The sequence below is a fragment of the Cellulosimicrobium sp. TH-20 genome (assembly GCF_002105775.1).
Classification (GTDB): Bacteria; Actinomycetota; Actinomycetes; order Actinomycetales; family Cellulomonadaceae; genus Cellulosimicrobium; species Cellulosimicrobium funkei.
Window position 1 is genome coordinate 44032 of sequence record NZ_CP020857.1, and the last position, 25098, is coordinate 69129.

Consider the following 25098-nt stretch of genomic DNA (forward strand, 5'->3'; position numbering starts at 1 on the left):
CTACGTCGCCACGCTCTCCGGCACGGGCTCGGGCACCGGCTCGACCGCGGGCTCCGCACCGCCGTCCGACGGCGCGGCGTCGCCGTCCGACGGCGCGGCCTCGCCCTCCCGGCGGCCCTCGCGGTACGCGGCGATGGACAGCGTCCGCAGGCGCGACGACCGGCCGGTCGGGTTGTCGACGAACCCGACGGCCGAGATGTAGGGCTCGATGACGTGGATCTTCTGCAGCGGCGTGACGATGAGCAGCTGCAGCCCGAGGCGGCGGAACAGCTCGAGCGCGAAGCGCGTCGACTCGTCCGACCCCCGCCCGAACGCCTCGTCGATGACGACGAACCGGAACGCCGTCGACCGCACCGCGCCCCAGTCGAGCTTGAACTGGTAGGCGAGCGACGCCGCGAGCACGGTGTACGCGAGCTTCTCCTTCTGGCCGCCGGACTTGCCGCCGGAGTCGGAGTAGTGCTCGTGCTCGGAGTCGTCGGCGCGGGACCGCTCGGACGCGGAGAGCACGAACCAGTTGCGCACATCGGTCACGCGGCGGCGCCACGCCTCGTCCAGGTCCGTCATGCCCTCGCGGCCGCGGAACCGCTCGACGAGCGCCTTGACCCGCAGGAACCGGTCCTCCGAGTAGGACAGCGCGCCGTCGGCGAGCGACCCGTCGCCCTCGGCGAGCGCGCGGTCGTCCTCGGCGAGGATCCCGTCGCCGTCGGTGCACGCGCGCAGGTCCTGCTGGAACTCGCGCACCTCGAGGTTGGGCGTGCGCGACATCTCCAGACGGATGTACCGGCCCGGGTTGTAGTCGATCGCGCGGAGCGAGTCGTTGATCGTGTCGATCCGGTCGCGGATGACGTCGGCCTGCTTGGCGAGCTCGGCCGCGAAGCCGGCGATATCGCGGATCGCGTTCGTGTTGAGGTACGCCTTGAAGTCAGCCTCGAACCGCGGGAGGTCGTCGCGCACGAGCCGGTCGTGGATCTCGCGGTAGCCGTCGGCCGACCGCACGTCCGCGTCGAGCTCCGCCGTCTCGACCGGGTACGCCGACCGGAACGAGGCCATCTGCCCCGCGATCCGCGTCCCGAGGTCCGCGCGCTCGCGCTGCGCCTGCTCGGCCTCGGCCGTGAGCCGCGAGCGCACCGCGTTCTCGACCGCGTCGAGGTCGGCCGCGCGCGTCGGGCCGTCGGCAGCGCCGCCCGGGCCCACCGCGCCGAACCCGGCGAGCTCGCGGTCGAACTCCGCGGCGAGGGCCGCCGTCGTCTCCTCGTCGAGCGTCTCGCCCGCGCCGTCGAGCACGGCGCGCGCCCGCTCCCGCGCCGTCCGCGCCTCGTCGAGCGCGTGCCGGTCGGCGCCGAGCGTCGCGACGACGCGGTCGCGCTCCGCCTCGAGCTCCGCCTGGCGGCGCGCGTTGTCGTCGAGGAGCGCCGCCAGGCGGCCGAGCTCGTCGCTCGCCTGCTCGAGCCGTCGCTTCTCCTCGGCGAGCTCGGCGATGCGCGCCGTCTCGGCCCCGCGGTCGAGCTCGTCCCAGTCCCGGTAGACGTCGAGCCGCCCGAGCGCGGCGGAACGGGCCTGGAGCGCCTCGCGCGTGGCGGCCGCCTCGTCCCGACGCCGTGCGAGCGCGTCGCGACGCGCCGTGACCTCGGCGGCCTGCTCGAGCAGCGCGTCGATCTTCGCCTGGGTCGACCAGCCCAGCACGTAGCCCCGGCGGTCGTCGACCGCGCGCGTGTCGTTCTTCTCGTGGTGGTCCGGCGAGTGCTTGACCTGGCCGGCCCGCGTGATCGCGCGCGGGAGCCGGCGGAACGCGTCGAGGTCCGGCGCGCACGCGTGGTCGGCGCGGCGCTCGAGCTCGGCCTCGACCCACGCCGTGAGGGTCGGCGCGTCGTCGAGACGGCGCACGTCGAGCAGGTCGGCGAGGAGCGGGACGCCGTCCTCGCGCGGAGCCGGCCGGGCGGCGGCGACGCGCTCGGGCACCCGGTGGTAGACGAGCCGCAGCCCGAGGTGCTCACGGTCGACCCACGCGGACACCGCGTCGTAGTGCGCCGCCGGCACGAGGAGCGACAGCGCGAAGCCGCGCAGCACGCGCTCGGCCGCACCCTCCCAGTCGGCGTGCTCGGGGCGGACGGCGAGCAGCTCGCCCACGAAGGGGACGTCGCCCGGCGCGAGCCCGACGCCGTCGCACAGCCGGTCCCGGACCTCCAGGTGGGTGCGCGGCAGGTTGGACCGGCGGTCCGCGAGGCTCGCGAGCTCGGCCTTGACGTCGGCGGTCTCCTGCTCGACGGCGCGCACCTGCGCCGCGACCTCGCTCGCCTGCTCCTCCGCCCGGGCGACGTCGTCGCGCACGCGCACGGCGGCGTCGTCGGCCGCGCGACGGAGCGCCGCGAACGCCTCGGCGTCGACGAGCGCGGCGGCCACCGCGCCCGCGGTGGCGCCCTGCCCCGGCCCCGCCGGGACGGAGTCCCCCGCCGCGGCGTCGGCGCCGTCCGGGGCGCCGAGCGTCAGGCCGGCCGCCGCCGCGTACCCGGCGAGCTGGGCGACGCGACGCTCGCGCGCGGCGCGCTCGACCTCGCGGCGCGCGACCTCACTCTCGATCGCGGCGAGCCGGTCGCCGCCGTGGCCCGCGCGCTCCAGCTCGAGCCGCTGCCGCTCGGCCCCGAGCAGCCCGAGCTCGTCCACGACCCGGCGACGGCGGGCCTCGCCGTCGGCCACGCGCTCGTCGAGGGCGGCGGTGAGACCGTCGAGGTCCGCCACGCGGCGCGACGCGGTGAACGCGCGCAGGGCGTCGCGGCGGGCGACGAGCGCCTCGGCCCGCTCCCCGAGCGCGTCGTGCGCGTCGCAGTCCGCGAGCAGGGGCGCGAGCCGCTCGATCTGGGCGGTGGCCCGCACGACGGCGTCGTGCGCGCTCGTCAGGTCGTCGAAGTGCGCGACGAGCCGGTCCGTCCAGCGGTCGGCGTCGAACGGCTCGAGCATGTGCTCGCGCACGAACTCGCCGAGGTCGCCGACCGACTTCATCGACACCGTCTGGTGGAACAGGTCCATCGCCTGGTCCGACGGGATGCCGAGCAGGCGGCGGAAGTCGCGCCCGTAGTCGGGGAAGTGGTCGCGCACCTGCGCGCCGGACTCGCGCAGGCGGCGGCGCAGCGCCGTGACGTCGCCGCCGAAGCCCGCGAAGTCCTCGGTGATCGACAGCGGGCGGTCCGCCGTGACGAAGAAGCGGTCCGGCTGGCCCGCCTGGCCCGGGGCGAGCCAGAACACCTGCGCGAGCGTGACCTCCTGGTCGAACCCGCGGTTCGAGAACCGCCCCAGCACGACCGAGTACGTGCCGCGCTCGCGCAGGCCCACGTGGCGCGTCGTGCCGGTCGCCTCGTCGCGCTCGGACTTGTAGTGCCCCGCGACGTACGACCGCAGCGACCGCTCGCGCGCCCCCGCCCCGGCGGCCTTGTTGTACGAGATCCGGTGCGACGGCACGAGCAGCGTCGTCACCGCGTCGACGATGGTGGACTTGCCCGAGCCGATGTCGCCGGTCAGCAGGGCGTTGCGGCCGTCGAGGTCGAACGCCCACACGCGCTGGTCGAACGTGCCCCAGTTGAGCACCTCGAGCCGTTCGAGCCGGAACCCGGCGCGCGCGTCGAGGTCGGCCGCCGGGTCGTGCAGCTCGACCGCGCTGAACAGGCCCTCCATCACGCCACCGTCCCCGTCGTCGTGCCCGCCGTACCCGTCGCCAGGCCTGTCCCCGCGCCCGCCGCCCCGGTGCGCGTCCCCGCCCCCGGACCGCCGCCCTCGGCGGCGAGCTCCAGGTACTGCGCGAGACGCGCGTCGAAGTCCGCGAGCCACTGCGCGTCGACGAACGCCTTGAGGATGCGGCGCACCTCGTACCGCCGGGCCTCCGCGTCGGCCGGGTCGCCGGGGTCCCCCGGTGCGACGGCGTCGGGCCCGTCCGGGTCCGGGCGCCCCGCCGGGCGCAGGAAGCCGAGCTCCACGACGCGCCGCACGAGCGCGTCCACCCGGTCCACGAGCCGTGCCTCGTTCGCCGCGGCGCCCGCGTCCTGGGTGAGGAAGACCCGCAGCAGGTCGACGATCTCCGAGCGCGTGAGGACGAGGCGCGTCTCGCCGCCCTCCGAGTCCGCCTGCGCGAGCCGCTTGCGCAGCAGGGCGAGCAGCAGGCTGACGTCGAACGGCAGCTCGCGGCGCGGGATCAGCCGCGGCACGCGCTCGTCGCGCTCGTGCTCGGGCTGCGAGCGCAGGTAGGCGTAGCCGTCGCCCTCGTCGACGACGACCTGCAGCCCGAGCATCGCGACGGCGTCGCGCACCTGCGCCTCGCGGGCGAGCAGGTCGCGCCACAGCGCCTCGCCGGACTCGCGGTAGACGACGCCCTTGAGCAGCGATGTCACGACGACGGACAGCTCCGGGTCGCGCGCGGTGCGGGTCGTGCTCACGGGGTCTCCTCCGGGCTCGGGTCGGGGGCGGCGTCGGGTCGTGCGTCGGGTCGCGCGGCAGGGGGCCCGCCGGGCGGGGAGCCGCTCGTCCGCCGCGCGTACGTGACGCGGGGCAGCCGCGCGACGCGCACCACCGGGTCCGGCGCGCCGTCCTCGGCGACGGGCCCCGCCGGGGCCTCGCCCTCCCAGCGCACCTCGTCGCTGCGCTCGTCGTCGTGCACGACGACGAACCGCGGGTCCTCGAGCGACAGGTACGTCACGAGCTCGGCCAGCCCGTGCTCGAGCGGCGCGTCGGCGAGCAGGTCCGCGAGCGCGACCTCCCCCGGGCCGCCGGGCCGCGAGAGCGTCGCGCGGACCGTGCGCGCGAGGCGCTCCGGGTCGACGTGCACCTGGTCGTAGAGCGCGTCGACCTCGAAGTCGTCGTCGCCGACCTCGACGTGGTCGGAGTCGAGGCGGGCCGTGGGCCGCGGCGTGAAGAGCGGCCGCTCCGTCGGCAGCACGACCTCGGGCGCGACGGCGTCCACCGGCATCCCCGGCGGCGCACCGGCGCGGCCTGCCGCGCGGGCGACGTCGCGCGCGGCGAGCGCCTTCGCCTCGACGCCGCGCAGGATGTCCATGACCCGTCGGTTCTCGAGCCACACCTGGTCGTCGAGGAAGCGGCGGAGCTGCTCGGAGAGGGTCCGCACGGTCGCCTGGGTGCGCTCGCCGGCGTCGAGCCAGTCGTAGTGGACGCGGCGCAGGCGGCGGTGCTCCTGCTCCCGGGCCGCGGCCTGCGCGGCGGCGTCCACGACCGGGCCCGGCGTCCCGGGGGCCGGCCGGACGACGTCGGGCGCGATCGCGTCGAGGGACTGCACGCGCTCGACGAGCGCGGTGAACTCCTCCTGGCGGCGCCGGTCGAGGAGGAAGTCGTAGAACGCGTGGAACGACCGCCCCTGGTCCGACTCCGCGATGGCCGTGCGCGACCGCACGACCTCCTCGAGCAGCTCGCCCTTCGCGCCGTCCCACCCCGTGATGCGCTCGCGCAGCTCCCGGTCGAGGGAGCGGAAGTTCGCCTCGACCTCGCGGAAGTCGGAGAGCAGGTCGGCCGCCGTCTGGGTGAGCTGCTGGTAGCGGTCGCGCTGCGCCGCCGCGTCGAGGACGGCGACGCGCCCGGCGCGGACCTGGGCGATCTCGTCGTCGATCGCGGCGCGGCGCTCCTCGAGCTCGCGCAGGCGCTCCGCCGGGTCGGTCTGCGTGCCGACGGCGAGCTGGCGCAGCAGCTCGAAGACGGTGTTGAGCCGCGACTCGGTGCCGACGAACCCGCGCCCGCGCAGGGACGCGACCCAGCGCACGGCCTGCTCGACGGCGGGCGTCGCGTCGTAGTGCGGCTCGGCCGAGCCGGGCGGGTACCAGGCGCGCAGCCAGCTCTGGTCCGGGTGCGTCCAGTGGTCGACGTACGCCTGCGGGGCCCGCGGGTACCGCGGCTCCGTGCCGGAGGCGCGCGCGGCCCGGCCGTCGACGGCCCACAGGTGGTCGTCGAGGCGCGCGACGAGCTCGCTCTCCGGGATGGCGCGCACGTTGTCCTCGACGAACAGGGTGCCGAGGAACGAGAGCACGAGCGGCGCCGTGTCCGCGCGCAGGAGCCGCCACGCCGCGCTCGACCGTCGCAGGGAGTCGACGTCGTCGTGCTGCACGCAGGTCCTCTCGGGCGGGGCGGGTCGGTGCCCGGCGCGGCGGCCAGGGCGCGCCACGCGAGGGGGCGCCCCCAGATCTTAGGGCGGACCGCCCGCACCGCCCCCACGACCCACCGCGAGGCCGCCCTCCCGCCGGGCTCGGTGGGCGTCCGACCGGTCGGCCCGGGACCGCCCGAAAAGCGCCCCGGATCCGGGACCATGGTCCCTGTCGGCCCCGCCGCGCACGTTCGTACGCTGGGTGCGGCGCCGGGCCGGCAGCGCGCCCACCCTGCCGGCCGGCGCCACCTTCTGCCCCGCCCGCCGGACCTCTCCGGCGGGGCCCCGCGGACCCGAGGACCGCCCGTGACCGGAACGACCACCGCGCTCGCGGACGACGCCCGCTCGCCCGGCCCGACGGCGTCGGGCCCCACGCCGGACGCGGGCTTCGACCCCTTCGCCCGGCCCACCGGCTGGACCCACTCCCGCGGCGTGCTGTTCGGCGAGATGCTGCTGTTCGGGCTGCTCAGCCTCACGGCGGCGTTCGTGCTGTCGTACGACGCCGTCCTCCTCGCCGGGGACCCCGGCGCGGTGCTGTCGTGCGACGTCAACACCGTGCTGTCGTGCGGGACGGTCGCGCAGTCGTGGCAGGCGCAGGTGTTCGGCTTCCCCAACGCGTTCCTCGGGCTCGTCGCGGAGCCGATCGTCATCACGACGGCGGTCGCGGCGCTCGGCGGGACCCGCTTCCCCCGGTGGTTCCTCTTCGCCGCGCAGTGCGTGTACCTGCTCGGGGTCGTGTTCGCGTACTGGCTCTTCTACCAGTCGATGTTCGTCATCGGGGCGCTGTGCCCGTGGTGCCTGCTCATCACGGTCTCCACGACGCTCGTGTTCGCGTCGCTCCTGCACTGGAACGTCCTGGAGGACAACCTCTACCTGCCGCGCGGCGCCCAGGCGCGCCTGCTCGGGTTCGTGCGGTCGGGGGCGTACGGCTACCTCGTCGCGGCGTGGCTCGTGGGCCTCGCCGCCCTCGTGCTGCTCAAGTACGGCCCGGCGCTGCTGGCCTGACGGCCCACGCGGCCGAGCACGAGGCTGCTCCCGGGAAGCGGACGGGAACGACGGCAACCTCGTGCTCGGCGCGCGGCGGGCGGGTCAGGGCGTCGTCGCCCCCAGCGTGTAGGCGCCCGAGCCGGAGTACGCCTGGACGACGAACCGGTAGTAGCCCGCGGCCCCCGAGTAGGAGACGGACTCGTTCGCGCCCGGGGAGGTCGACTGCGCGACCGTCGCCCACGTCGACCCGTTCCAGCGCTGGAGGTAGAGGTCGAAGTCGGCGCCGCTCGGACCGCTCACGCACGCGCGGTGCGTCCCGGCGGCCCCCGCCGTGTAGTACGACCCGTTGGGCTGGACGGCCGTCGTGCCCGCGGCGAGCGACCCGGTGTACGTGCGGGCGTAGCCGCTGCAGCCCGTCGGCGGCTGCGGCGTGCCGCCCCCGCCGTCGCTCGTGAGGAGCGTCAGGCCGTACGCCGAGAGGATCTCGCCCACCGGCTGGAAGTACGTCGTCCCGCCGGAGCTGCAGTTCCCGGACCCGCCGGACGTGACGCCCTGCGCCTGGTTGCCCGCGAGGAGCGAGCCGCCGGAGTCGCCGGGCTCGGCGCACACCGTCGTGCGGATGAGGCCGGTGACGGTCCCCTGCGGGTAGGTGACGGACGCGTTGTACGCCTGGACGGTGCCGCAGTGCCAGCCGGTGGTCGAGCCCGAGCGGCAGACGGAGGCTCCGACCGGCGCCTGCGTCGCGCCCGCGACCGCGACGCGGCCCCCGGCGTAGTTGTTCACCGCGCCGACGGGCGTGTTGCCCGCGTCGACCTGGACCCACGCGTAGTCGTTGCCCGGGAAGCTCGACCCGCGGAACGTGCCCGCCGGCCCGGACGTGCGCGCGCCGGTCGAGCCGCAGTGCCCGGCGGTGACGAACCCGCCCTGGACCGCGAACCCGACGGAGCACCGGCTGCCGCCGCCGATCGTGTACGCGTTGCCGCCCACGACGTCGATCAGCGGCCGCGGGGACTCCGTCGTCTCCTCGTACGCGACCGCGTCGGCGGGCACGCCCGCGGCGGCGACCTGGGCGGCGACGTCGGCCTGGCCGCCCTCGCGCACCGAGACGACGACGCGGTTGCGCGTGACGTCGACGTACCAGCCCGGCAGCGCCGCCGGGTCGTCGGCGAGCGCGCCGTCGAGCGTCGCGCGCCAGGTCTCGAGGTCGGCGAGCGTGTGGTCCACGTCGACCGCGGTGGCGCCCTCGGCGCGCACCGTGCGCGCGTCGGCGGCATCGGTGACGCCGACGTAGAGGACGTTCGCGGCGTCGTCGACCCACGCGCCCGCGTAGTCGGCGCCGAGGCGCCGCTCGAGCGCGGCCTCGGTGCCCGCCGCGTCGGACTGGAAGGCGAGGCGCGTCCGTGCGTCCCGCGCGCTGAGGCCCAGGTCGCGCTCCAGCGCGCGCTCCAGGCCGGGGGCCGTCTTGGGGACCGCGCGCACCGTCGCGCGCTGGTCGTCGGGTGCGGGCGTGGCGGCGACGGCGTGCGTCGCGGCCCCGCCCGCCAGGAGCGTCGCCGCGGCGGTGACCGCGGCGAGCCTCCTGCGGAGTGGTCGTGTCATGTCGTCCATTCCCTTCGCCGGGCCCGGGTGGCCCGGTCGAGGGCCACGCTAGGGACGCGTCCAGGGCGCGCCCAGATCACGATCAGGTCATACGCGGGCGCTATGTGCGGGCTCGCCCCTACGCGGTCTCCACCGGGTGCTCGGCGCGCCACCGCCGGTAGCGGGGCGAGCGCTGCACGGCGTCGCGGTGCGCGCCCGTCGCGGCCCGCAGGACCGCGTCGACCGGGAGGCGGTCGACGGCGTCGCGCCGCCACCCCACGTGGTGCGTCCAGCGCAGCGGGGCGCCCTCGAGCGCGACGGTCCGCACGCCGGGGGCGTCGAGGAGCACGGGCTGGACGAGCGCGACGGCGTGCCCGCCGCGCACCTGGTCGATGCACGACGTGCGGTCCGACTCCCCCATCGCGCGCGGCGTGAAGCCCGCCCGCGCGCACGCCCCCACGAAGCAGCGCTCGAAGCACCCGCTCCCGGGGGCCGTGAGCCACAGCGCGTCGGCGAGCTCGCCCAGCCCGACGGCGTCGCGCCCGGCGACGGGGTGGTACTCGTCGACGAGCACGAACACCGGGTCGGTGGACACCGCCGTCCACACCAGGCCCCCGGCCGCGGGCGGGGACGCGTCCCCGCACATCCCGACGAGCGCGACGTCGAGCGTCCCGCTCGCGAGCCGGTCCGCGGTCTCCTCGACGGACCACGACGTCGCCGTCGTGACGAGCAGGTCGTCGACCCCCAGCGCGCCGGGCAGCGCGGTGTGCAGCCGGCTCGCGAACAGGCCGCCGATCGCGGAGCTCACCGTCCCCACGTGCACGCGGCCGACCGTGCCGTGCTCGCTCGTGAGCCGCCGGGCGTCGTCGACCAGCGCGGACATGGCGGGCAGCACGACGCGCGCGTGCCGCAGCACGAGCTCGCCGAGCTCCGTGGGGCGCGCGCCCTGCCGGTCGCGCGTGAAGACGCACCCGCCGAGCGTGCGGTCGATCCGGTTGAGCTGGGCGGTGAGGGCGGGCTGCGCGAGGCCCAGCGACGCCGCCGCCTTGGTCACGCTGCCCGTCTCGGCCACCGTCACGATCATGCGCAGGTGCCGCACCTCGAGGTCCATGCCGCCCCAACGTATCGGTGCGGCCGGGGCGTGTCGCGCGCGTCAGCCCACGGGCGCGAGGAAGCCGTCGCGCACGAGCCCGCGCACGTCGGGCAGGAGCTCGCCCGCGAGGTCCTCGGCGCCGACCTCGAACAGCGCGGCGATCGCCCCCACGAGCTGCCCGACCGTCAGCTCGCCGTCGCTCGCGCCGACGAGCGCGGCGAGCCCCGTCGTCGCCCGCACGGCGCGGCCCAGACCGTCGCCCTGGCGCAGCAGGACGACCGTGGGGTCGGGCGCGCCGGGCGTGTGGAACCGCTCCTCCGTGACGTCGGGCGCGACGGCGAGCCGCTCGCCCGCGAGGGCCGCGTCGTCGCGCGCCGCGAGCCAGTCGTGCGCCGCGAGCGACGCCGCGAGGTGCGCGCCGAGCGGCTGGCGCACCGACCCGGTGTGCTCCTCGAGCCGCCGCAGCGTCGGGCGGGCGCCCGCGAGCGGACGGCGCAGCGTGACGATGCCGAAGCCGACGGCCTCTACGTCGCGCGCGGCGAAGTCGTCGAGCCACGCGCCGTACGCAGCCGCCCACGCCGCGGGCTCGCGCTCGGGGGTCGTGCCGCCGTCGCGGATCCAGGTCTCGGCGTACTCCGCGGGGTCGAGCACCTCGCGCTGGACCACCCAGCCGTCAAGGCCGGCCTCGTCGAGCCACGCGCCGACGCGCTCGTCCCACGGCACGCCGCGGCGGTGCTCCCAGTTGCCGAGGAGCTGGGCCACGCCGCCGGGCTCGAGCACGGCGCCGACCCCGGTCACGAGGTCGCGCACGAGGTCGTCGCCCGACCGGCCGCCGTCGCGGTACTCGTAGTCCGGGAGCGCGCCACCGGCGGCGCGCGGGGTGATGACGAACGGCGGGTTCGACACGACGAGGTCGAAGCGCTCGCCCGCGACCGGCTCCAGCATCGAGCCCTCGCGCAGCTCGACGCGCCCGGTCGCCGGGCCGCGGGGTGCGGCTCCGGCGGCGGGGCCCGACGCCTCGTCGAACGCCGCGTCGAGCGCCGCGTTGAACGCGGCGAAGCCGAGCGCCCGGCGCGAGATGTCCGTGCCGACGACCGCGCGCGCGTGCCGCGCGGCGTGCAGGGCCTGGATGCCGCAGCCCGTCCCGAGGTCCAGCACGCGCCCGACCGGCGTCCGGACCGTCACCTGGGCGAGCGTCAGGGACGCGCCGCCCGCGCCGAGCACGTGGTCCGGGGCGAGCCGGCGGCCCGTCGCGAGCTCGCCCAGGTCCGACGACAGCCACCACGTGACGGGGCCCGCGGCGTCGGTCGCCGCGTACGGCCGCAGGTCGACGAGCGCGCGCACCGCGTCGTCGTCGCCCGCGCCCGCCGCCTCGACGAGACCCAGCCGCCGTGCGCCGTCGACCCCCGTGCGCCCGAGCGCCGCGTCGAGGGCGCGCCGGGGCACGTCGTCGCCGAGGAGGAAGAGGGCGGCGAGAGCGGCCGTGGGGTCGGCCCCCTCCCGACCGCGGTCGCGCAGCGCCCGCCGCGCCGGGACGGCCTGCTCGCGGTGCAGCGCGGCGGACGCGACGGGACCGAGCACGCGCTCGACGCCGTCGACCGTGAAGTCCGCCGCCGCGAGGTCCTCGCGCAGCGTCGCCGCGGCGGCCGCGAGGTCGGCGGGGGCGGAGCCCGCGCCGGGCGGGACGGGGCCGGGCCCGTCCGCGGCGGTGCGCGACGACGGGCTCGGGGTGCTGGAGGCGGGAGGCATGGCTCCATCCTCACCGATCCGCGCGCGGCGGCCGAGGGCCCGCGCCGCCCCGGACGCGACGGACCCCCGGCGCGCCGAGGCGTGCCGGGGGTCCGTGGGGGACGACGTCGTCAGCAGTTCTGCGTGCCGTAGACCGCGACGTTCTGCGCCGAGGTCTGGAAGGTCTCGTCCGTCATGAGCGACATGATCGAGGAGGTGTCGGCGTTGGCCGGGTCGTCGACCGCGGTCTCGAGCGTGTCGGTGAGCTGGCGGAAGACGCCCGTGACGTTGTCCCAGTCGGTGCTGATCTCGGCCGGGGCCTCGGCGGCCTCGAGCGACGCGGTGAACGTCTCGAACTGCGTCACGGCGGCGGCCGGGTCGCTCGTGTCGATCGAGCTCAGGGTCGTCTGGGCGTCGAGCAGGGCGTCGTAGGCGGTGCAGAAGTCGCCCGACGCCTCGGTGTCGCCGGACTCCTCCTCGGTGGGCTCCTCGGACGGGGTGGTCTCCTCCTCGGCCGACGTGCTGGTCTCCTCCGCAGGCGTGGTCTCCGAGTCGGTGCTCGCGTCGTCGCCGGAGCCACCGCAGGCGGCCAGGCCGAGCACGAGGAGGGCGCTCGTCGCGAGGGCGGTCGTGGTCTTGGTGATCGTCAGTCGGGTGCGCATGACGCCCATGGTTTCCCACGGACGCGCGTCGCGCGCCCTCAAAGCCTCGAAGTGGGGACCGCTCCCCATGTGGCCATCGCCACGGGGTGAAGTTCCGGCGGGTGCCGGTCAGCGCGCACAGCCGGCCCGGAAGTAATCGGTGACGGCCCGGGACGACGACGTGAGCGCCGCCGTGTCGATCCGGCGCCCCACGCGGTCGATCGCCCGCGACAGCTCGCCCGTGTCCCGCGTGCCGGTGGCCTCGACCTCGTCCGCGATCATCGTGAGGTAGGTCGTGACGACGGCCCAGTCGCGCGCGACCGCCGCGGGCGGGGTGGCCCCGGCGAGCGTGTCGCGGGCGGTGGTGAACCCCTCGACGAGCGCCTCGGGGTGGTCGACCGTGAGGTTGACCTGCGCCTTGGCCGCCGCGCCCCACGCGACCTCCGCCTCCCGGCACGCCGGGTCGACGGCGCCCGCCCCCGGGTCCGTGCCGTCGTCGGGCGCGGCGGGGTCCGACGTCTCGGGGTCCGTGCCGTCGGCGGGTGCCGCGCCGTCGTCCGCGTCGTTCCCGGCACCCGGGGACGACGCCGCGGGTGCGGCGGGCGGGGGCGGTGCGGCGGCGGGCGCTGCGCCCGGGAGGGACACGACGTCGAACGCCCCGCTCGCGACGACGGCGAGGCACAGCCCGGCGACGACGGCGAGGACCGCGGCGTGGGCCACGGCGCGCACCGGTGATTGCATGGCCCCTATGATGACGCCTCCCGCGGGCGCGAAGAACCCCGCGGGCCTTGCCGGCCGGCGGGGTCCTCGGGGTCGCCGCGGCGTCAGCCCATCGTGTTGACGATGAGACCGATGTGGGTGAAGAAGTTCATCGCGCCGAACAGCAGGAACGCGACGCCGGACAGGCCCCAGGCCCACCCGATGACGACCCGCACGACGCGCCGCCCGGAGCGGACCGCGAACGGGAAGAGGATCGCGCCGACGCCCACGAGCGCGATGAGCCCGGACATGAAGATCGCCTCGACGAGCGGGTAGGCGGCGAACGCGCCGGAGATCGGCTCCTCCGGCGGCGCGGCGAAGAGCTGGTACGTCACGCCGGCGATCGCGATGGCGACGAGGCCGAGGCCCATGCCGAGCACGAACACCGAGACGGGGCGCGCGACGGCCTGCAGGTGCTCGGTGGCGTCGGCCCGCTCGAGCGCGGCGCGGCCGCGGGTCCAGAGGTAGAACGCGGCGGCGAGGAGCAGCACGCCGAACGCGAGGCTCGTCTCGCCGAAGATGATGTTGTCGAACGGGAAGCCGCCCGCGGCGAGCGGCCACGTGAGCGTCATGTGCAGCCCGGTCGCCGTGAGGATCGTGCCCAGCACGCCGAACGCGAGCGACCAGCCCTCCACGACGATCTTCCCGGGCGCCCGCAGGAGCTCGCGGCCGAGCATGACCAGCAGGATCAGCCCGGCGCCGACGGCGACGGACATCACGGTGTTGTAGGTGGGCATCTGTGCCCAGTCGATGACGAGCCCCTCGGCGGCGACCATCCTTCTCCACTCCTCGTTCGTTCCACGGGCCGCGCTCGCGGTCCGAGGGCGATAACCATACGAGCGTATAGGTTATTCCTCACTACGATGGCCGCGTGGACGACGCTGCGGGTGCCCGGGACCGGTCGGCGACGAGCGGCGCGCGGGGCGCACGCACCACGGTGCAGGGGCGCAGCGCGGAGCGACAGCGCGCGATGGTCGACGCCGCCGCGCACCTGCTCATCGACCAGGGCTTCGCCGCCGTGACCCACCGGCAGGTCGCCCGCGCCGCGGGCGTGCCGCAGGGGTCGGCGTCGTACTACTTCCCGACGAGCGCCTCGCTCGTCGCCGCCGCCGTCGAGGCCGCGGAGGACGTGCGCGCGACGGCCGCGCAGGAGCACGCCGACGCCCTCGCCCACCGGCGCCGCTCGAGCACCGCGACGGCGCGCGAGCTCATCGAGACGCTGTACGCCCCGCACGTGGACGACTCGGTGGTCGACGTGCGCCTCGACCCCATGCTCACGGCCATGCGGGACCCGGCGCTGCGGCCGATCATGCGGGCGTCGCGCCCGCGCCTGCTGGCGGCCGCGCGGACGGTGCTCGACGCGTCGGGCCACGGGCACGTGACGGACACCGACCTCGTCGCGCACGTCGTGGACGCGGCGCTGCTCTCGGGTGCCGCCGCGGAGGACGGTCACGTGCTCGACCACGCGACGCGGACCGTCGCCCGCTTCCTCGACCACTGGCGCTGAGTCCAAACTTACTGACCAGTTACTTGGTTTCCGGTAGGGTGGCGGCGCCCGGTCCGCCGACGCCGTGCCCGCACCCGCGGCGCCGCCGGGCGCCGTCGCCGCCGCCGTGGAAGGACCGTCCGTGAGCACCCTGCCCTACCTCGACCCCGCCGTGCCCGTGGCCGACCGCGTCGAGGACCTCCTCGCCCGCATGACGCTGCCCGAGAAGGTCGGCCAGATGCTCCAGCTCGACGCGCGCGACGGCGTCGGCCCCGCGGTGCTCGAGAAGCACGCGGGCTCGCTGCTGCACACCTCGCCGGAGAACGTCCTCGCCGCGCACGAGCTCACCGGGCGGACGCGGCTGCGCATCCCCCTGCTGCTCGCCGAGGACTGCATCCACGGCCACTCGTTCTGGGTCGGCGCGACGATCTTCCCCACGCAGCTCGGCATGGCCGCGACGTGGGACCCCGCGCTCGTGGAGCAGGTCGCGCGCGCGACCGCGGTCGAGGTCGCCGCGACCGGCGTCCACTGGACCTTCTCCCCCGTGCTCTGCATCGCGCGCGACCTGCGCTGGGGCCGCGTCGACGAGACGTTCGGCGAGGACCCGTTCCTCATCGGCGAGCTCGCGTCCGCGATGGTCCGCGGCTACCAGGGCGACGGGCTGTCCGACCCGACGGGCATCCTCGCCACGGCGAAGCACTTCGCGGGCTACTCCGAGACGCAGGGCGGGCGCGACGCGAGCGAGGCCGACATCTCGCAGCGCAAGCTCCGGTCCTGGTTCCTGCCCCCGTTCGAGCGGGTCGCGCGCGAGGGCTGCGCCACGTTCATGCTCGGCTACCAGTCCATGGACGGCGTGCCCGTCACCGTGAACGGCTGGCTGCTCGACGACGTCCTGCGCGGCGAGTGGGGCTACACCGGCACGCTCGTCACCGACTGGGACAACGTGGGCCGCATGGTCTGGGAGCAGCACATCCAGCCCGACTACGTGCACGCGTCCGCCGCGGCCGTGCGCGCCGGCAACGACATGGTCATGACGACGCCGCGCTTCTTCGAGGGCGCGCTCGAGGCGGTGGACCGCGGCCTCGTCGAGGAGGCCGCGATCGACGCCGCCGTCCGGCGCATCCTCACGCTCAAGTTCCGCCTCGGCCTGTTCGAGGACCCGCGGCGGCCGGACGTCGCGCGCCAGCAGGCGGTCATCGCGTCGGCCGAGCACGCCGCGGTGAACCTCGAGGTCGCGCGCCGCTCCCTCGTGCTCCTCGCCAACGACGGCGCCCTCCCGTTCGCGGGCGGGCTCGACCGCGACGCCGGCACGCCCGACGGCCGGGCCCTCGCCCCGGCCGGGGCGCCCGCCCGGACGATCGCCGTCGTCGGCCCGAACGCGGACGACGACCACACGCAGCTCGGCGACTGGGCGGGCGCGTCAGGGCAGGCCGACTGGCTGCCCGACGGCCACCCGCGCGAGATGACGACGACCGTGCTCGACGGCTTCCGCGCGCTCGCCCCGGAGCGCTGGGCCGTGACCCACGCGCGCGGTGCCGACATCCTCACGCTCGCGCCCGACCCCGAGGGCGAGCTGTTCCCCGACGGGCAGCCGCGGCCGCAGGTCGTCGTCCCGGCCGCGCCCGACGACGCGCTGATCGCCGAGGCCGTCGCCGCCGCGCGCGACGCCGACCTCGCCGTCGCCGTGGTGGGCGACCGCATCGAGCTCGTGGGCGAGGGCCGCTCGACCGCGACGCTCGAGCTCGTCGGCGGCCAGGTCGCGCTGCTCGACGCCCTCGTCGCCACCGGGACCCCCGTGGTCGTGGTCGTCGTCGCGTCGAAGCCGCTCGTCCTGCCGCCGTCGGCGCACGCGGCGGCGGCGGTCGTCTGGGCGGCCAACCCCGGGATGCGCGGCGGCCAGGCCGTCGCCGAGCTCGTGCTCGGGCTGATCGAGCCCGAGGGCCGGCTCCCGATCTCGTTCGCGCGCCACGCGGGCCAGCAGCCGACCTACTACAACGTGGTGCGCGGCCAGCACGGCGTCCGCTACGCCGACCTCACGCAGAGCCCCGCGTTCGCGTTCGGCGAGGGCCTGAGCTACACCACCGTCGAGTACGACGGCCTGCGGGTGCTCGGCACGGAGCACGGGCCCGACGACGTCGTGCGCGCCGAGATCACGCTGACGAACACCGGGTCGCGCCCGGTGCGCGAGACCGTCCAGGTCTACGTGAGCGACACCGTCACGTCGGTGACGTGGGCCGAGAAGGAGCTCAAGGCCTACCGCAAGGTGGACCTCGCGCCGGGCGAGTCGGCGACCGTCGGCCTCGAGGTGCCCGTGGCGGACTGCACGCTCGTCGACGCGCATGGGCGCCGCGTCGTCGAGCCGGGCGAGTTCGAGCTGCGCGTCGGGCCGTCCTCGCGCGAGGACGCGCTCCTGCGCGCGTCGTTCACCGTCGCGGGCTAGTCCCGCGCACGACGGAGGGCGCCCGGGTCGCCCCGGGCGCCCTCCGTCGTCTGCGGTGGCCGGGCGTCAGGCGCCCGTCGCGACGCGCTCCCGCTCGACGGCGGACTCCTCGCGGTCGACGCGCGCCGCACGCAGCCGCGACATGATCACCGCGCCGAACGCGATGGCCGCCGCGACGACCGCGATCGCGATGCGCAGGACGTGGTTCGCGTCCTCGGGCACGCTCATGAGCACGACCGCGGGCGCGATGAGCACCGACACGAGGTTCATCACCTTGATGAGGGGGTTGATCGCCGGGCCGGCGGTGTCCTTGAACGGGTCGCCGACCGTGTCGCCGATGACGGTCGCGGCGTGCGCCTCCGAGCCCTTGCCCCCGTACGCGCCGTCCTCGACGATCTTCTTCGCGTTGTCCCACGCGCCGCCCGAGTTGGCGAGGAACACGGCCATGAGCACGCCCGCGCCGATCGCGCCCGCGAGGAAGCCGGCCAGCGGCCCGACGCCCAGGCCGAAGCCGACGGCGATGGGCGCGAACGCGGCGAGCAGACCGGGGGTCGCGAGCTCGCGCAGCGAGTCGCGCGTGCAGATGTCGACGACCCGGCCGTACTCGGGGCGCTCCTGGAACGTCATGATCCCGGGGTGCTCGCGGAACTGGCGGCGCACCTCGAACACGATCGCCCCGGCCGCGCGCGTCACCGCGTCGATCGCGAGGCCCGAGAAGAGGAACACGGTCGCGGCGCCGAGGATCACGCCCACGAGCGTGATCGGCGAGATGATCTGGTAGTCGAGCATCGCCGTGACGAGACCGCTCCCGACGCCCTGCACGTCCGCGAGCGCGTGGCTCACGGCGTCGGCGTACGACCCGAACAGGGCCGTCGCCGCGAGGACGGCCGTCGTGATCGCGATGCCCTTGGTGATCGCCTTCGTCGTGTTGCCCACCGCGTCGAGGTCCGTGAGGATCTGCGCGGCCTCCGCCTCGCCGTCGCCGGACTCGCCGACCGACATCTCGTAGATGCCCTGGGCGTTGTCCGAGACGGGGCCGAACGTGTCCATCGCGACGATGACGCCGACCGTCGTCAGCAGCCCGCACCCGGCGAGGGCGACGAGGAACAGCGCGAGCCACACCGACCCGCCCGCGAGCAGGAACAGACCGCAGATCGCCGCGGCGATCACGCCCGCCGTGTACACGGCCGACTCGAACCCGACCCCGATGCCCGACAGCACGACCGTCGCCGCGCCCGTGCGCGAGGTGGCCGCCACGTGCAGGGTGGGCTTCGACGTCGTGCCGGTGAAGTAGCCCGTGATCCACAGGATGATGCCCGCGAGGACGATCCCGATGACGACGGCGAGGCTCGCGACGACGCGCGGGTCGGCCGCGATCCCGGACAGGTCGCCGAGGTCGGCCGTGCCGTCGAGCGCGGCGAACGACGACGGCAGGTAGACGAACGCGGCGACGGCGGCGAGCACCGCGCCGATGAGCGCCGAGAGGTAGAACCCGCGGTAGATGGCCTTGAGGCCGTTCTCCTGGCCGCGCACGCGCGTGATGAACACGCCGAGCACCGCGACGAGCGCGCCCAGGGCCGTCACGACGAGCGGGAACACGAGGCCCTCCTCGCCCATCGCCGCCTTGCCGAGGATGAGCGCCGCGACGAGCGTCACCGCGTACGACTCGAACAGGTCGGCCGCCATGCCCGCGCAGTCGCCGACGTTGTCGCCCACGTTGTCCGCGATGGTGGCGGCGTTGCGCGGGTCGTCCTCGGGGATGCCCTGCTCGACCTTGCCGACGAGGTCCGCGCCGACGTCCGCCGCCTTGGTGAAGATGCCGCCGCCGACGCGCATGAACATCGCGAGCAGCGCCGCGCCGAACCCGAAGCCCTCGAGCACCGCCGGGGCGTCGCCCTTGTAGACGAGCACGACGCCCGCGGCGCCGAGCAGGCCGAGGCCGACGACCGACATGCCGACGACGCCGCCCGTCCGGAACGCGATGCGCGCGCCCTCCGAGCGCCCGCCCGGCCGGGTCGCGGCCGACGCGACGCGCACGTTCGCGCGCACCGCGAGCCACATCCCGAGGTAGCCGATCGCCGCCGAGAACCCGGCGCCCACGAGGAACGCGACCGAGCGCCCCACGCGGATGCCGCCGTCGCCCGGCAGCAGGAACAGGAGGCCGAAGACGATCGCCGCGAACAGCGCGAGCGTGCGGAACTGGCGGCTCAGGTACGCGCCGGCGCCCTCCTGCACCGCCTGGGCGATGTCCTGCATCTTCGCCGTGCCCTCGTCCGCGGCGAGGACCTGTCTGCGCAGCACGACCGCGAAGGCGAGGGCCACGAGGGCGATCGCCGCGATGACCGCGACGATGGTGAGACTTTCCGTACCGAGCGTGAGCATCCGTCCTCCTTGACGAACCGCGCGACCGTCGCGCCGGTCCCCTGCCGGAGCGATGGGGGTGAGTCTACGCACGTGTGTCGTACGTCACGACCACTCGTGCAGGACGTCACGAGCGCACCCGGTGACGGCGCCCCGGGCCCTGTCAGCCCGGCGGTCGCGCGGTCGCTCCGCCGGCGTCCGGGGCGAGGTCCGTGGCGAGGCGCGCGACGGCGTCGGGCCGGGTGAGCGGGTAGAGGTGGCCCTCCCCCGCGAGCCCGACGCGCGGCACCCCGAGCCGGTCCGACAGCTCGCGCTGCGCGCGCAGGAACCGGGCGCTCGCCCGCAGGCCGGTGACGAGCAGCGGCTCGGCGCCCGCGGGCAGACGGCGGCCGTCGTCGAGCAGGTCGCGCACCCGCGGCGCCTGCTCCCAGCTCGCGAACCACTGGTGGGCGAGCAGTGTCCACGCCTCGCGCGAGCCGTAGCGGGCGCGCGCGACGTCGTGCGGGAGGCGGTCCGGGGCGCGCGTGACGACCCGGACGCCCACGCGGCGCAGGGTCGCGCCCGTCACGGCGAGGCCGCTCGCGAGCACGCCCGCCGCCGCGGTGCCGGCCCGGGCCGTGACCCGCCCCGTGTGCAGGGCCGGGAGATGGGCCTCCCACGGGCTCGTCGGGTCGAGGAGCACGAGCCGGCGGACCTCGTCCGGGTGCCGCAGCGCCCACTCGATCGCGGTGAGCCCGCCGACGGAGTGCCCGACGAGGTCCACGGGCCGCGACCCGCCGACGCCGAGACCCTCCCGCACCACGTCGACCGGTCCCGTCACGGGCACGCGCCACGCGTCGAGGACCCGGACGTCGTCGGTGCCGGACGCGGTGCCGAGTGCACGTGCGAGCGGGGCGAAGTCCTCGGGCGTGAGCGCGAGGCCCGGCAGGACGACCCAGGTCATGCGGACTCCCTCTCTCGCGGTGCGCGACCACCCTACGGAGCGCTCCTGGGCGTGCGTAGGGTGGAGCCTGTGTCGACGCCCAGCACCCCCGTGACCGACCCGACCCTCCACGACCGCGCCCTCGCCCACGCGCACGACCTCGCGACGTTCGTCGAGGCGTCCCCGTCGTCGTACCACGCGGCGCACGAGGTCGCGCGCCGGCTCGAGGCCGTCGGCTTCGAGCGCCTGGACGAGACCGCGGCGTGGCCGTCGGTGACCGAGGGCGACGGGCCCGCGGGCGGGCGGTACGTCGTCGTGCGCGACGGCGCGGTGATCGCCTGGGCCGTGCCCGCGGGTGCGACGGCGACCACGCCGTTCGCGATCCTCGGCGCCCACACCGACTCGCCCGGCTTCAAGCTCAAGCCGCGCCCGAGCGTCGGCCGCGAGGGCTGGTGGCAGGCGGGCGTGGAGATCTACGGCGGCCCGCTGCTCAACTCGTGGCTCGACCGCGAGCTCGAGCTCGCCGGTCGCCTCGTCACGGCCGACGGCGAGGAGCACCTCGTGCGCACGGGCCCCCTGCTGCGCATCCCGCAGCTCGCGATCCACCTCGACCGCGCCGCGAACGACGGGCTCGCGCTCGACAAGCAGCAGCACACGCAGCCCGTGTGGGGGCTCGCGTCGGCGTCCGGACCGGCCGGGTCCGACGTCGCGGGCGCGCCGCACGGGACGAGCGGCGGGGACGTGCTCGCCGAGCTCGCGCACCACGCGAGCGTGCGGGCGAGCGAGATCGCCGGGTACGACGTCGTGGTCGCCGACACCCAGTCGCCCCGCGTGTTCGGTGCGCACGGCGCGTTCCTCGCGTCCGGGCGCCTCGACAACCTGCTGTCGGTGCACGCCGGTCTCGTCGCGCTGCTCGAGGTCGCGGGCACGCCCGACCGGCCCGTCGAGGGCGCCGCGATCCCCGTGCTCGCCGCGTTCGACCACGAGGAGATCGGGTCCGAGTCGCGCTCCGGCGCGTCCGGCCCGTTCCTCGCGGACGTGCTCGCCCGGGTCGCGGCCGGCCTCGGCGCGACGGAGGAGGAGCGGCACCGTCAGCTCGCGGGGTCGCTGTGCGTGTCGAGCGACGTCGGCCACTCGGTGCACCCCAACTATCCGGAGCGGCACGACCCCGCGAACCGGCCGCTCGCCGGCGGCGGACCGATCCTCAAGATCAACGCGAACCAGCGCTACACGACCGACGCGCACGGCGCCGCGGCGTGGGCGCGCGCCTGCGCCCGGGCCGGGGTGCCGAGCCAGGAGTTCGTCTCGAAGAACACCGTGCCGTGCGGCTCGACCATCGGGCCGCTCACTGCGACCCGCCTCGGCATCCGCACGGTCGACGTGGGCAGCCCCATCCTCTCGATGCACTCCGCGCGCGAGCTCACCGCCGTCGTGGACCCGTGGTACCTCTCGCGCGCGCTGCTCAAGATCTTCCGTGGCTGACCCACCCCACCGGCCGAGCAGGCGGTTCGGGTCCGTCCTGGGCGCGGGACGAACCACGACCGCCTGGTCGGGCAACCGCGATCGCCTGGTCGGGACCAGTCAGGGGCGCTCGGCGCGGGCGCGGACGCCGCGCAGCATCTTCTGCGTCATGAGGAAGCTCACCGGCTGCACCGCCTCGACGACCACGCGGCCCGCGGCGCCCAGCGGCACGTACCGCTCGCGGACGAGCAGGCGCGACCGCGGGGTGCCGTCCGCCCCCGGCGGCAGCGGACGCACGACGAACGCCCACGAGAACCGGAACGGCATCGTGTCCGGCTGCCCGGGCCCCGGCGCGCCGAGCAGCACGAGGTGCGAGCCCGGCTCGAGCGCGGCCACCCGCAGGACGGCCTCGTCGGCCAGGTGGACGTCGTCGCCCACCGCGAGGCCCTGCCAGCGCTCCTCGATCGCGTCCGCGCTGCGGATGCCCAGGCCGGCGAGGTTCTCGAGCGCGTCGTAGGAGTAGAAGCCGCCGCGGCCCTGGCCGAGCTGGACGAGCCACGGCCAGACGTCGGCCGGCGGCGCGTCGACCGTCACGGCCCGCGTCGCGACGACGGCGCGCGCGTCGGGGACGAGGTCGTCGCCCGGGAGCACGCACTCGTGCTCGCCCTCCCACGTGCCCCACGTCTGGGTCATGCGCCGGGTGAGCAGGAGCGCCCCGGCGGCGAGCGCCGTCGTCGTCAGGACCCGGACCCCACGCCACGCTGCCATGCGTCGATCGTCGGCCGTGCGCCCCGCCCCGCGCGAGGGCCGGAGGTCCCGAGCACGGCGCCTCTCGGCCGAAGCGTGGGCCCGAGGTGGGACACTCGGAGACGTGCTGCACGCCCCCACCACCTCCCCGCGACCGACGAGCGCGACGCTGCTCGACGTGCTGCGCGCGGGCGGTCGGCGCGACGAGCGGCTGCGGCACGTGCGCGAGCTGCCCGCGCGCCCCGGCACCCAGGGCGAGTGGCCCGCGTGGGCCGACGCGTCGCTCGTCGCCGGGTACCGCGCGCTCGGGGTGGAGCGCCCCTGGGAGCACCAGGTCGAGGCGGCCGACGCCGCGTGGTCGGGCCGGCACGTCGCGCTCGCGACCTCCACCGGCTCGGGCAAGTCACTCGCGTTCTGGCTCCCGGCGCTCACGGCCGTGCGCGCCGACGCCGCGGCGCGCGCGCTCGACCCCGGCCGCATCGAGTCGGTCGCACGGCGCGGCGCCGTGCTCTACCTCTCGCCCACGAAGGCGCTCGCAGCCGACCAGCTCTCCGGTCTCCAGCGCCTCCTCGACGCCGCCGGGACACGCGACGTGCGGGTCGCGACGTGCGACGGCGACACCGGGCAGGACGAGCGCCGGTGGGTTCGCGAGCACGCCGACGTCGTGCTCACCAACCCGGACTTCCTGCACTTCGCGCTCCTGCCGCACCACCGCGGCTGGACGCGGCTGCTGCGGGACCTGCGGTACGTCGTCGTGGACGAGGGGCACGCCTACCGGGGGGTGTTCGGCGCGCACGTCTCCCTCGTCCTGCGGCGCCTGCGCCGGCTCGCGGCGCACTACGCGCGCGAGGGCGACCCGCCTCCGACGTTCGTCGTCGCGTCGGCGACGACCGCCGACCCGGCGACGAGCGCGGCGCGGCTCGTCGGGGTCGAGCCCGACGACGTCGTGACCGTCGCGCGCGACACCTCCCCCGCGGGGCGCAAGACGTTCGCCCTGTGGGAGCCGCCCGTCGTGGTGGGCTTCGAGGCGTCCGCGGACGACGGTCCCGCCGAGGGCCACGACGACGACCCGGCGGTCGCGACGCCCGCCGAGGGGCCGGAGCACCCCCGCCGCAGCGCCACCGCCGAGACGGCCGACCTGCTCGCCGACCTCGTCATCGCGGGCGCCCGCACGCTCGCGTTCACGCGCTCGCGCCGCGGCGCGGAGTCCGTCGCGGTCCAGACGCAGGACAGCGTGCGCGTCGTCGACCCCCGGCTCGTGCGCCGCGTCGCCGCCTACCGCGGCGGCTACCTGCCCGAGGAGCGGCGCGAGCTCGAGGACGCGGTGCGCACCGGCGACGTGCTCGGCCTCGCGACGACCAACGCGCTCGAGCTGGGCGTCGACATCTCGGGGCTCGACGCCGTCCTCATCGCCGGCTGGCCCGGCACCCGCATGTCGGTGTGGCAGCAGGCGGGCCGCGCCGGGAGGGCGGGCGCCGACGGCCTCGTCGCGTTCGTGGCACGCGAGGACCCGCTCGACACGTTCCTCGTGCACCACCCCGAGGCGGTGTTCGACGTACCGCTCGAGGCGACCGTGTTCGACCCCGCGAACCCCTACGTCCTCGCGCCGCACCTGTGCGCCGCGGCGGCGGAGGTGCCCCTGCGGTCCGAGGACCTCGCCGCGTTCGGCACGCCCGACGTCGTGCGCGGCCTCCTCGACGTGCTCGTCGCGCGCGGCGCCCTGCGGCGCCGGGCCTCCGGCTGGTACTGGACGCACGCGCAGCCCGCGTCGGGCATGACCGACCTGCGCGGCTCCGGCGGCGCGCCCGTCCGGGTCGCCGAGGCGCGCACCGGTCGGCTGCTCGGGACCGTCGACGCCGCCTCCGCGGACGGCTCGGTGCACGACGGCGCGGTGTACGTCCACCAGGGCCGCACCTACGTCGTCGAGCACCTCGACCTCGCGGACCACGTCGCGCTCGTGCGACGGCAGGACGTCGACCACGGCACCTGGTCCCGGTCGACCACGTCCATCACGATCGTCGACGAGCCCACGGACGGGGACGTCGCGACGGGCCGCGAGGTCGTCGAGCGCAGCTGGGGTCCGGTCGGCTGGGGCTACGGCCCGGTCAACGTGTGCTCCCAGGTGGTGAGCTTCCAGCGCCGCCGCCTCCTCGACATGCAGGTCCTCGGCACGGAGACCCTCGACCTTCCCGAGCGCACGCTGCCGACGATGGCCGTCTGGTGGACCGTCCCCGCCTCCGTGATCGAGGAGGCGGGCGTCGACGCCGACGAGCTGCCCGGCGCGCTGCACGCCGCCGAGCACGCGTCGATCGGCCTGCTCCCCCTCCTCGCGACGTGCGACCGTTGGGACCTCGGTGGGGTGTCCACCGCGCTGCACGCCGACACCGGCGAAGCCACCGTGTTCGTCCACGACGCCTACCCCGGCGGGGCCGGCTTCGCCGAGCGCGGGTTCGAGCTCGGCGCGACCTGGCTGCGCGCGACGCGCGACGCCATCGCCCGCTGCCCGTGCCACGACGGCTGCCCGGCGTGCGTGCAGTCGCCCAAGTGCGGGTCGTACAACGCCCCGCTCGAGAAGGCCGCCGCCGTCCGGCTGCTCGACGCCGTGCTGGCGCACGCCCCGGCCGCCGCGACCGAGGCCGATGCCGAGGCCGAGGCCGATGCCGAGGCCGAGGCCGATGCCGCGGGGCGGACCGCAGGTCTCCCGTGACAGGGCACGGCACGTCCACAGGGTCGAGGACGAGTACCGTCCGGTCGCTGACGGCACC

17 protein-coding genes are annotated in these 25098 nt (G+C 76.1%); 5 read left to right on the plus strand and 12 right to left on the minus strand.

All coding sequences use genetic code 11. The features are described 5' to 3' along the window. Genes B8281_RS00210 through B8281_RS00220 form a run of 3 tightly spaced genes read right to left on the minus strand, consistent with a single transcriptional unit; the run spans nucleotide 1 to nucleotide 6094 of the window. Complete coding sequence (locus tag B8281_RS00210; RefSeq protein ID WP_085386537.1) at nucleotides 1-3666, minus strand: ATP-binding protein; 3666 nt, start codon at nucleotides 3664-3666, stop codon at nucleotides 1-3. Continuing rightward, nucleotides 3666-4421, minus strand: a complete 756-nt coding sequence (locus B8281_RS00215; RefSeq protein ID WP_198163100.1) for a DUF4194 domain-containing protein — start codon at nucleotides 4419-4421, stop codon at nucleotides 3666-3668. Before B8281_RS00215 ends, B8281_RS00210 begins: the two co-directional genes overlap by 1 nt. After that, a complete protein-coding gene (locus B8281_RS00220) occupies nucleotides 4418-6094 on the minus strand; it encodes a DUF3375 domain-containing protein (RefSeq protein ID WP_085386538.1) in 1677 nt (558 codons plus the stop codon). Before B8281_RS00220 ends, B8281_RS00215 begins: the two co-directional genes overlap by 4 nt. Nucleotides 6095-6436: 342 nt before the next feature. Here B8281_RS00220 and B8281_RS00225 point away from each other — a divergent pair, with 342 nt between their 5' ends. Then, nucleotides 6437-7135 carry a vitamin K epoxide reductase family protein gene (locus B8281_RS00225; RefSeq protein ID WP_232322624.1) on the plus strand — a complete coding sequence of 233 codons (699 nt, stop codon included), beginning with the start codon at nucleotides 6437-6439 and terminating at the stop codon, nucleotides 7133-7135. Between the two features lie 84 nt (nucleotides 7136-7219). On the opposite strand, the gene B8281_RS00230 is transcribed toward B8281_RS00225, so the two are convergent. The 6 genes from B8281_RS00230 to B8281_RS00255 all read right to left on the minus strand — a co-directional run bounded on the left by B8281_RS00230 (nucleotide 7220) and on the right by B8281_RS00255 (nucleotide 13692). Next, nucleotides 7220-8716 carry a S1 family peptidase gene (locus B8281_RS00230; protein WP_043658345.1) on the minus strand — a complete coding sequence of 499 codons (1497 nt, stop codon included), beginning with the start codon at nucleotides 8714-8716 and terminating at the stop codon, nucleotides 7220-7222. 118 nt (nucleotides 8717-8834) lie between these two features. Further along, nucleotides 8835-9806: a LysR family transcriptional regulator gene (locus B8281_RS00235; protein WP_061266591.1), complete on the minus strand. Its 972-nt coding sequence runs from the start codon at nucleotides 9804-9806 to the stop codon at nucleotides 8835-8837. A gap of 42 nt (nucleotides 9807-9848) precedes the next feature. Then, nucleotides 9849-11537 carry a methyltransferase gene (locus tag B8281_RS00240; RefSeq protein WP_085386539.1) on the minus strand — a complete coding sequence of 563 codons (1689 nt, stop codon included), beginning with the start codon at nucleotides 11535-11537 and terminating at the stop codon, nucleotides 9849-9851. Between the two features lie 110 nt (nucleotides 11538-11647). Then, nucleotides 11648-12178: a hypothetical protein gene (locus B8281_RS00245; protein WP_144721557.1), complete on the minus strand. Its 531-nt coding sequence runs from the start codon at nucleotides 12176-12178 to the stop codon at nucleotides 11648-11650. Between the two features lie 108 nt (nucleotides 12179-12286). Then, nucleotides 12287-12898 carry a hypothetical protein gene (locus tag B8281_RS00250; protein WP_144721555.1) on the minus strand — a complete coding sequence of 204 codons (612 nt, stop codon included), beginning with the start codon at nucleotides 12896-12898 and terminating at the stop codon, nucleotides 12287-12289. 83 nt (nucleotides 12899-12981) lie between these two features. Next, on the minus strand, nucleotides 12982-13692 hold the full coding sequence (locus B8281_RS00255; RefSeq protein ID WP_021482095.1) for a DUF981 family protein: 711 nt from the start codon (nucleotides 13690-13692) through the stop codon (nucleotides 12982-12984). 95 nt (nucleotides 13693-13787) lie between these two features. On the opposite strand from B8281_RS00255, the gene B8281_RS00260 reads away from it, so the two are divergent. Together B8281_RS00260 and B8281_RS00265 are read left to right on the plus strand one after the other, a co-directional pair. After that, nucleotides 13788-14423: a TetR/AcrR family transcriptional regulator gene (locus B8281_RS00260; protein ID WP_051028229.1), complete on the plus strand. Its 636-nt coding sequence runs from the start codon at nucleotides 13788-13790 to the stop codon at nucleotides 14421-14423. Nucleotides 14424-14544: 121 nt separating this feature from the next. Then, nucleotides 14545-16842, plus strand: a complete 2298-nt coding sequence (locus B8281_RS00265) for a glycoside hydrolase family 3 N-terminal domain-containing protein (RefSeq protein ID WP_232322625.1) — start codon at nucleotides 14545-14547, stop codon at nucleotides 16840-16842. Nucleotides 16843-16908: 66 nt separating this feature from the next. Here B8281_RS00265 and B8281_RS00270 read toward each other — a convergent pair whose 3' ends face one another. Together B8281_RS00270 and B8281_RS00275 are read right to left on the minus strand one after the other, a co-directional pair. After that, nucleotides 16909-19224, minus strand: coding sequence for a sodium-translocating pyrophosphatase (locus B8281_RS00270; protein WP_043655710.1), 2316 nt, complete (start codon nucleotides 19222-19224; stop codon nucleotides 16909-16911). A gap of 142 nt (nucleotides 19225-19366) precedes the next feature. Further along, nucleotides 19367-20146, minus strand: a complete 780-nt coding sequence (locus B8281_RS00275; RefSeq protein ID WP_085386542.1) for an alpha/beta fold hydrolase — start codon at nucleotides 20144-20146, stop codon at nucleotides 19367-19369. A gap of 69 nt (nucleotides 20147-20215) precedes the next feature. Here B8281_RS00275 and B8281_RS00280 point away from each other — a divergent pair, with 69 nt between their 5' ends. Further along, the gene (locus B8281_RS00280) at nucleotides 20216-21607 is read left to right on the plus strand and encodes a M18 family aminopeptidase (protein WP_369824919.1); all 1392 of its coding nucleotides are present in this window, start codon (nucleotides 20216-20218) and stop codon (nucleotides 21605-21607) included. A gap of 99 nt (nucleotides 21608-21706) precedes the next feature. Here B8281_RS00280 and B8281_RS00285 read toward each other — a convergent pair whose 3' ends face one another. Further along, on the minus strand, nucleotides 21707-22354 hold the full coding sequence (locus B8281_RS00285; RefSeq protein WP_085386544.1) for a hypothetical protein: 648 nt from the start codon (nucleotides 22352-22354) through the stop codon (nucleotides 21707-21709). 103 nt (nucleotides 22355-22457) lie between these two features. Here B8281_RS00285 and B8281_RS00290 point away from each other — a divergent pair, with 103 nt between their 5' ends. Beyond that, nucleotides 22458-25040 (plus strand): DEAD/DEAH box helicase, encoded by a 2583-nt coding sequence (locus B8281_RS00290; protein ID WP_232322626.1) that lies wholly within the window; start codon nucleotides 22458-22460, stop codon nucleotides 25038-25040. Nucleotides 25041-25098: the final 58 nt, after the last annotated feature.

Coding starts and splice junctions, on each gene's coding strand:
- B8281_RS00285 (WP_085386544.1), bottom strand. CDS start 22,354: ATGGCAGCGTGGCGTGGGGTCCGGGTCCTGACGACGACGGCGCTCGCC.
- B8281_RS00210 (WP_085386537.1), bottom strand. CDS start 3,666: ATGGAGGGCCTGTTCAGCGCGGTCGAGCTGCACGACCCGGCGGCCGAC.
- B8281_RS00230 (WP_043658345.1), bottom strand. CDS start 8,716: ATGACACGACCACTCCGCAGGAGGCTCGCCGCGGTCACCGCCGCGGCG.
- B8281_RS00245 (WP_144721557.1), bottom strand. CDS start 12,178: ATGCGCACCCGACTGACGATCACCAAGACCACGACCGCCCTCGCGACG.
- B8281_RS00240 (WP_085386539.1), bottom strand. CDS start 11,537: ATGCCTCCCGCCTCCAGCACCCCGAGCCCGTCGTCGCGCACCGCCGCG.
- B8281_RS00270 (WP_043655710.1), bottom strand. CDS start 19,224: ATGCTCACGCTCGGTACGGAAAGTCTCACCATCGTCGCGGTCATCGCG.
- B8281_RS00250 (WP_144721555.1), bottom strand. CDS start 12,898: ATGCAATCACCGGTGCGCGCCGTGGCCCACGCCGCGGTCCTCGCCGTC.
- B8281_RS00275 (WP_085386542.1), bottom strand. CDS start 20,146: ATGACCTGGGTCGTCCTGCCGGGCCTCGCGCTCACGCCCGAGGACTTC.
- B8281_RS00255 (WP_021482095.1), bottom strand. CDS start 13,692: ATGGTCGCCGCCGAGGGGCTCGTCATCGACTGGGCACAGATGCCCACC.
- B8281_RS00235 (WP_061266591.1), bottom strand. CDS start 9,806: ATGGACCTCGAGGTGCGGCACCTGCGCATGATCGTGACGGTGGCCGAG.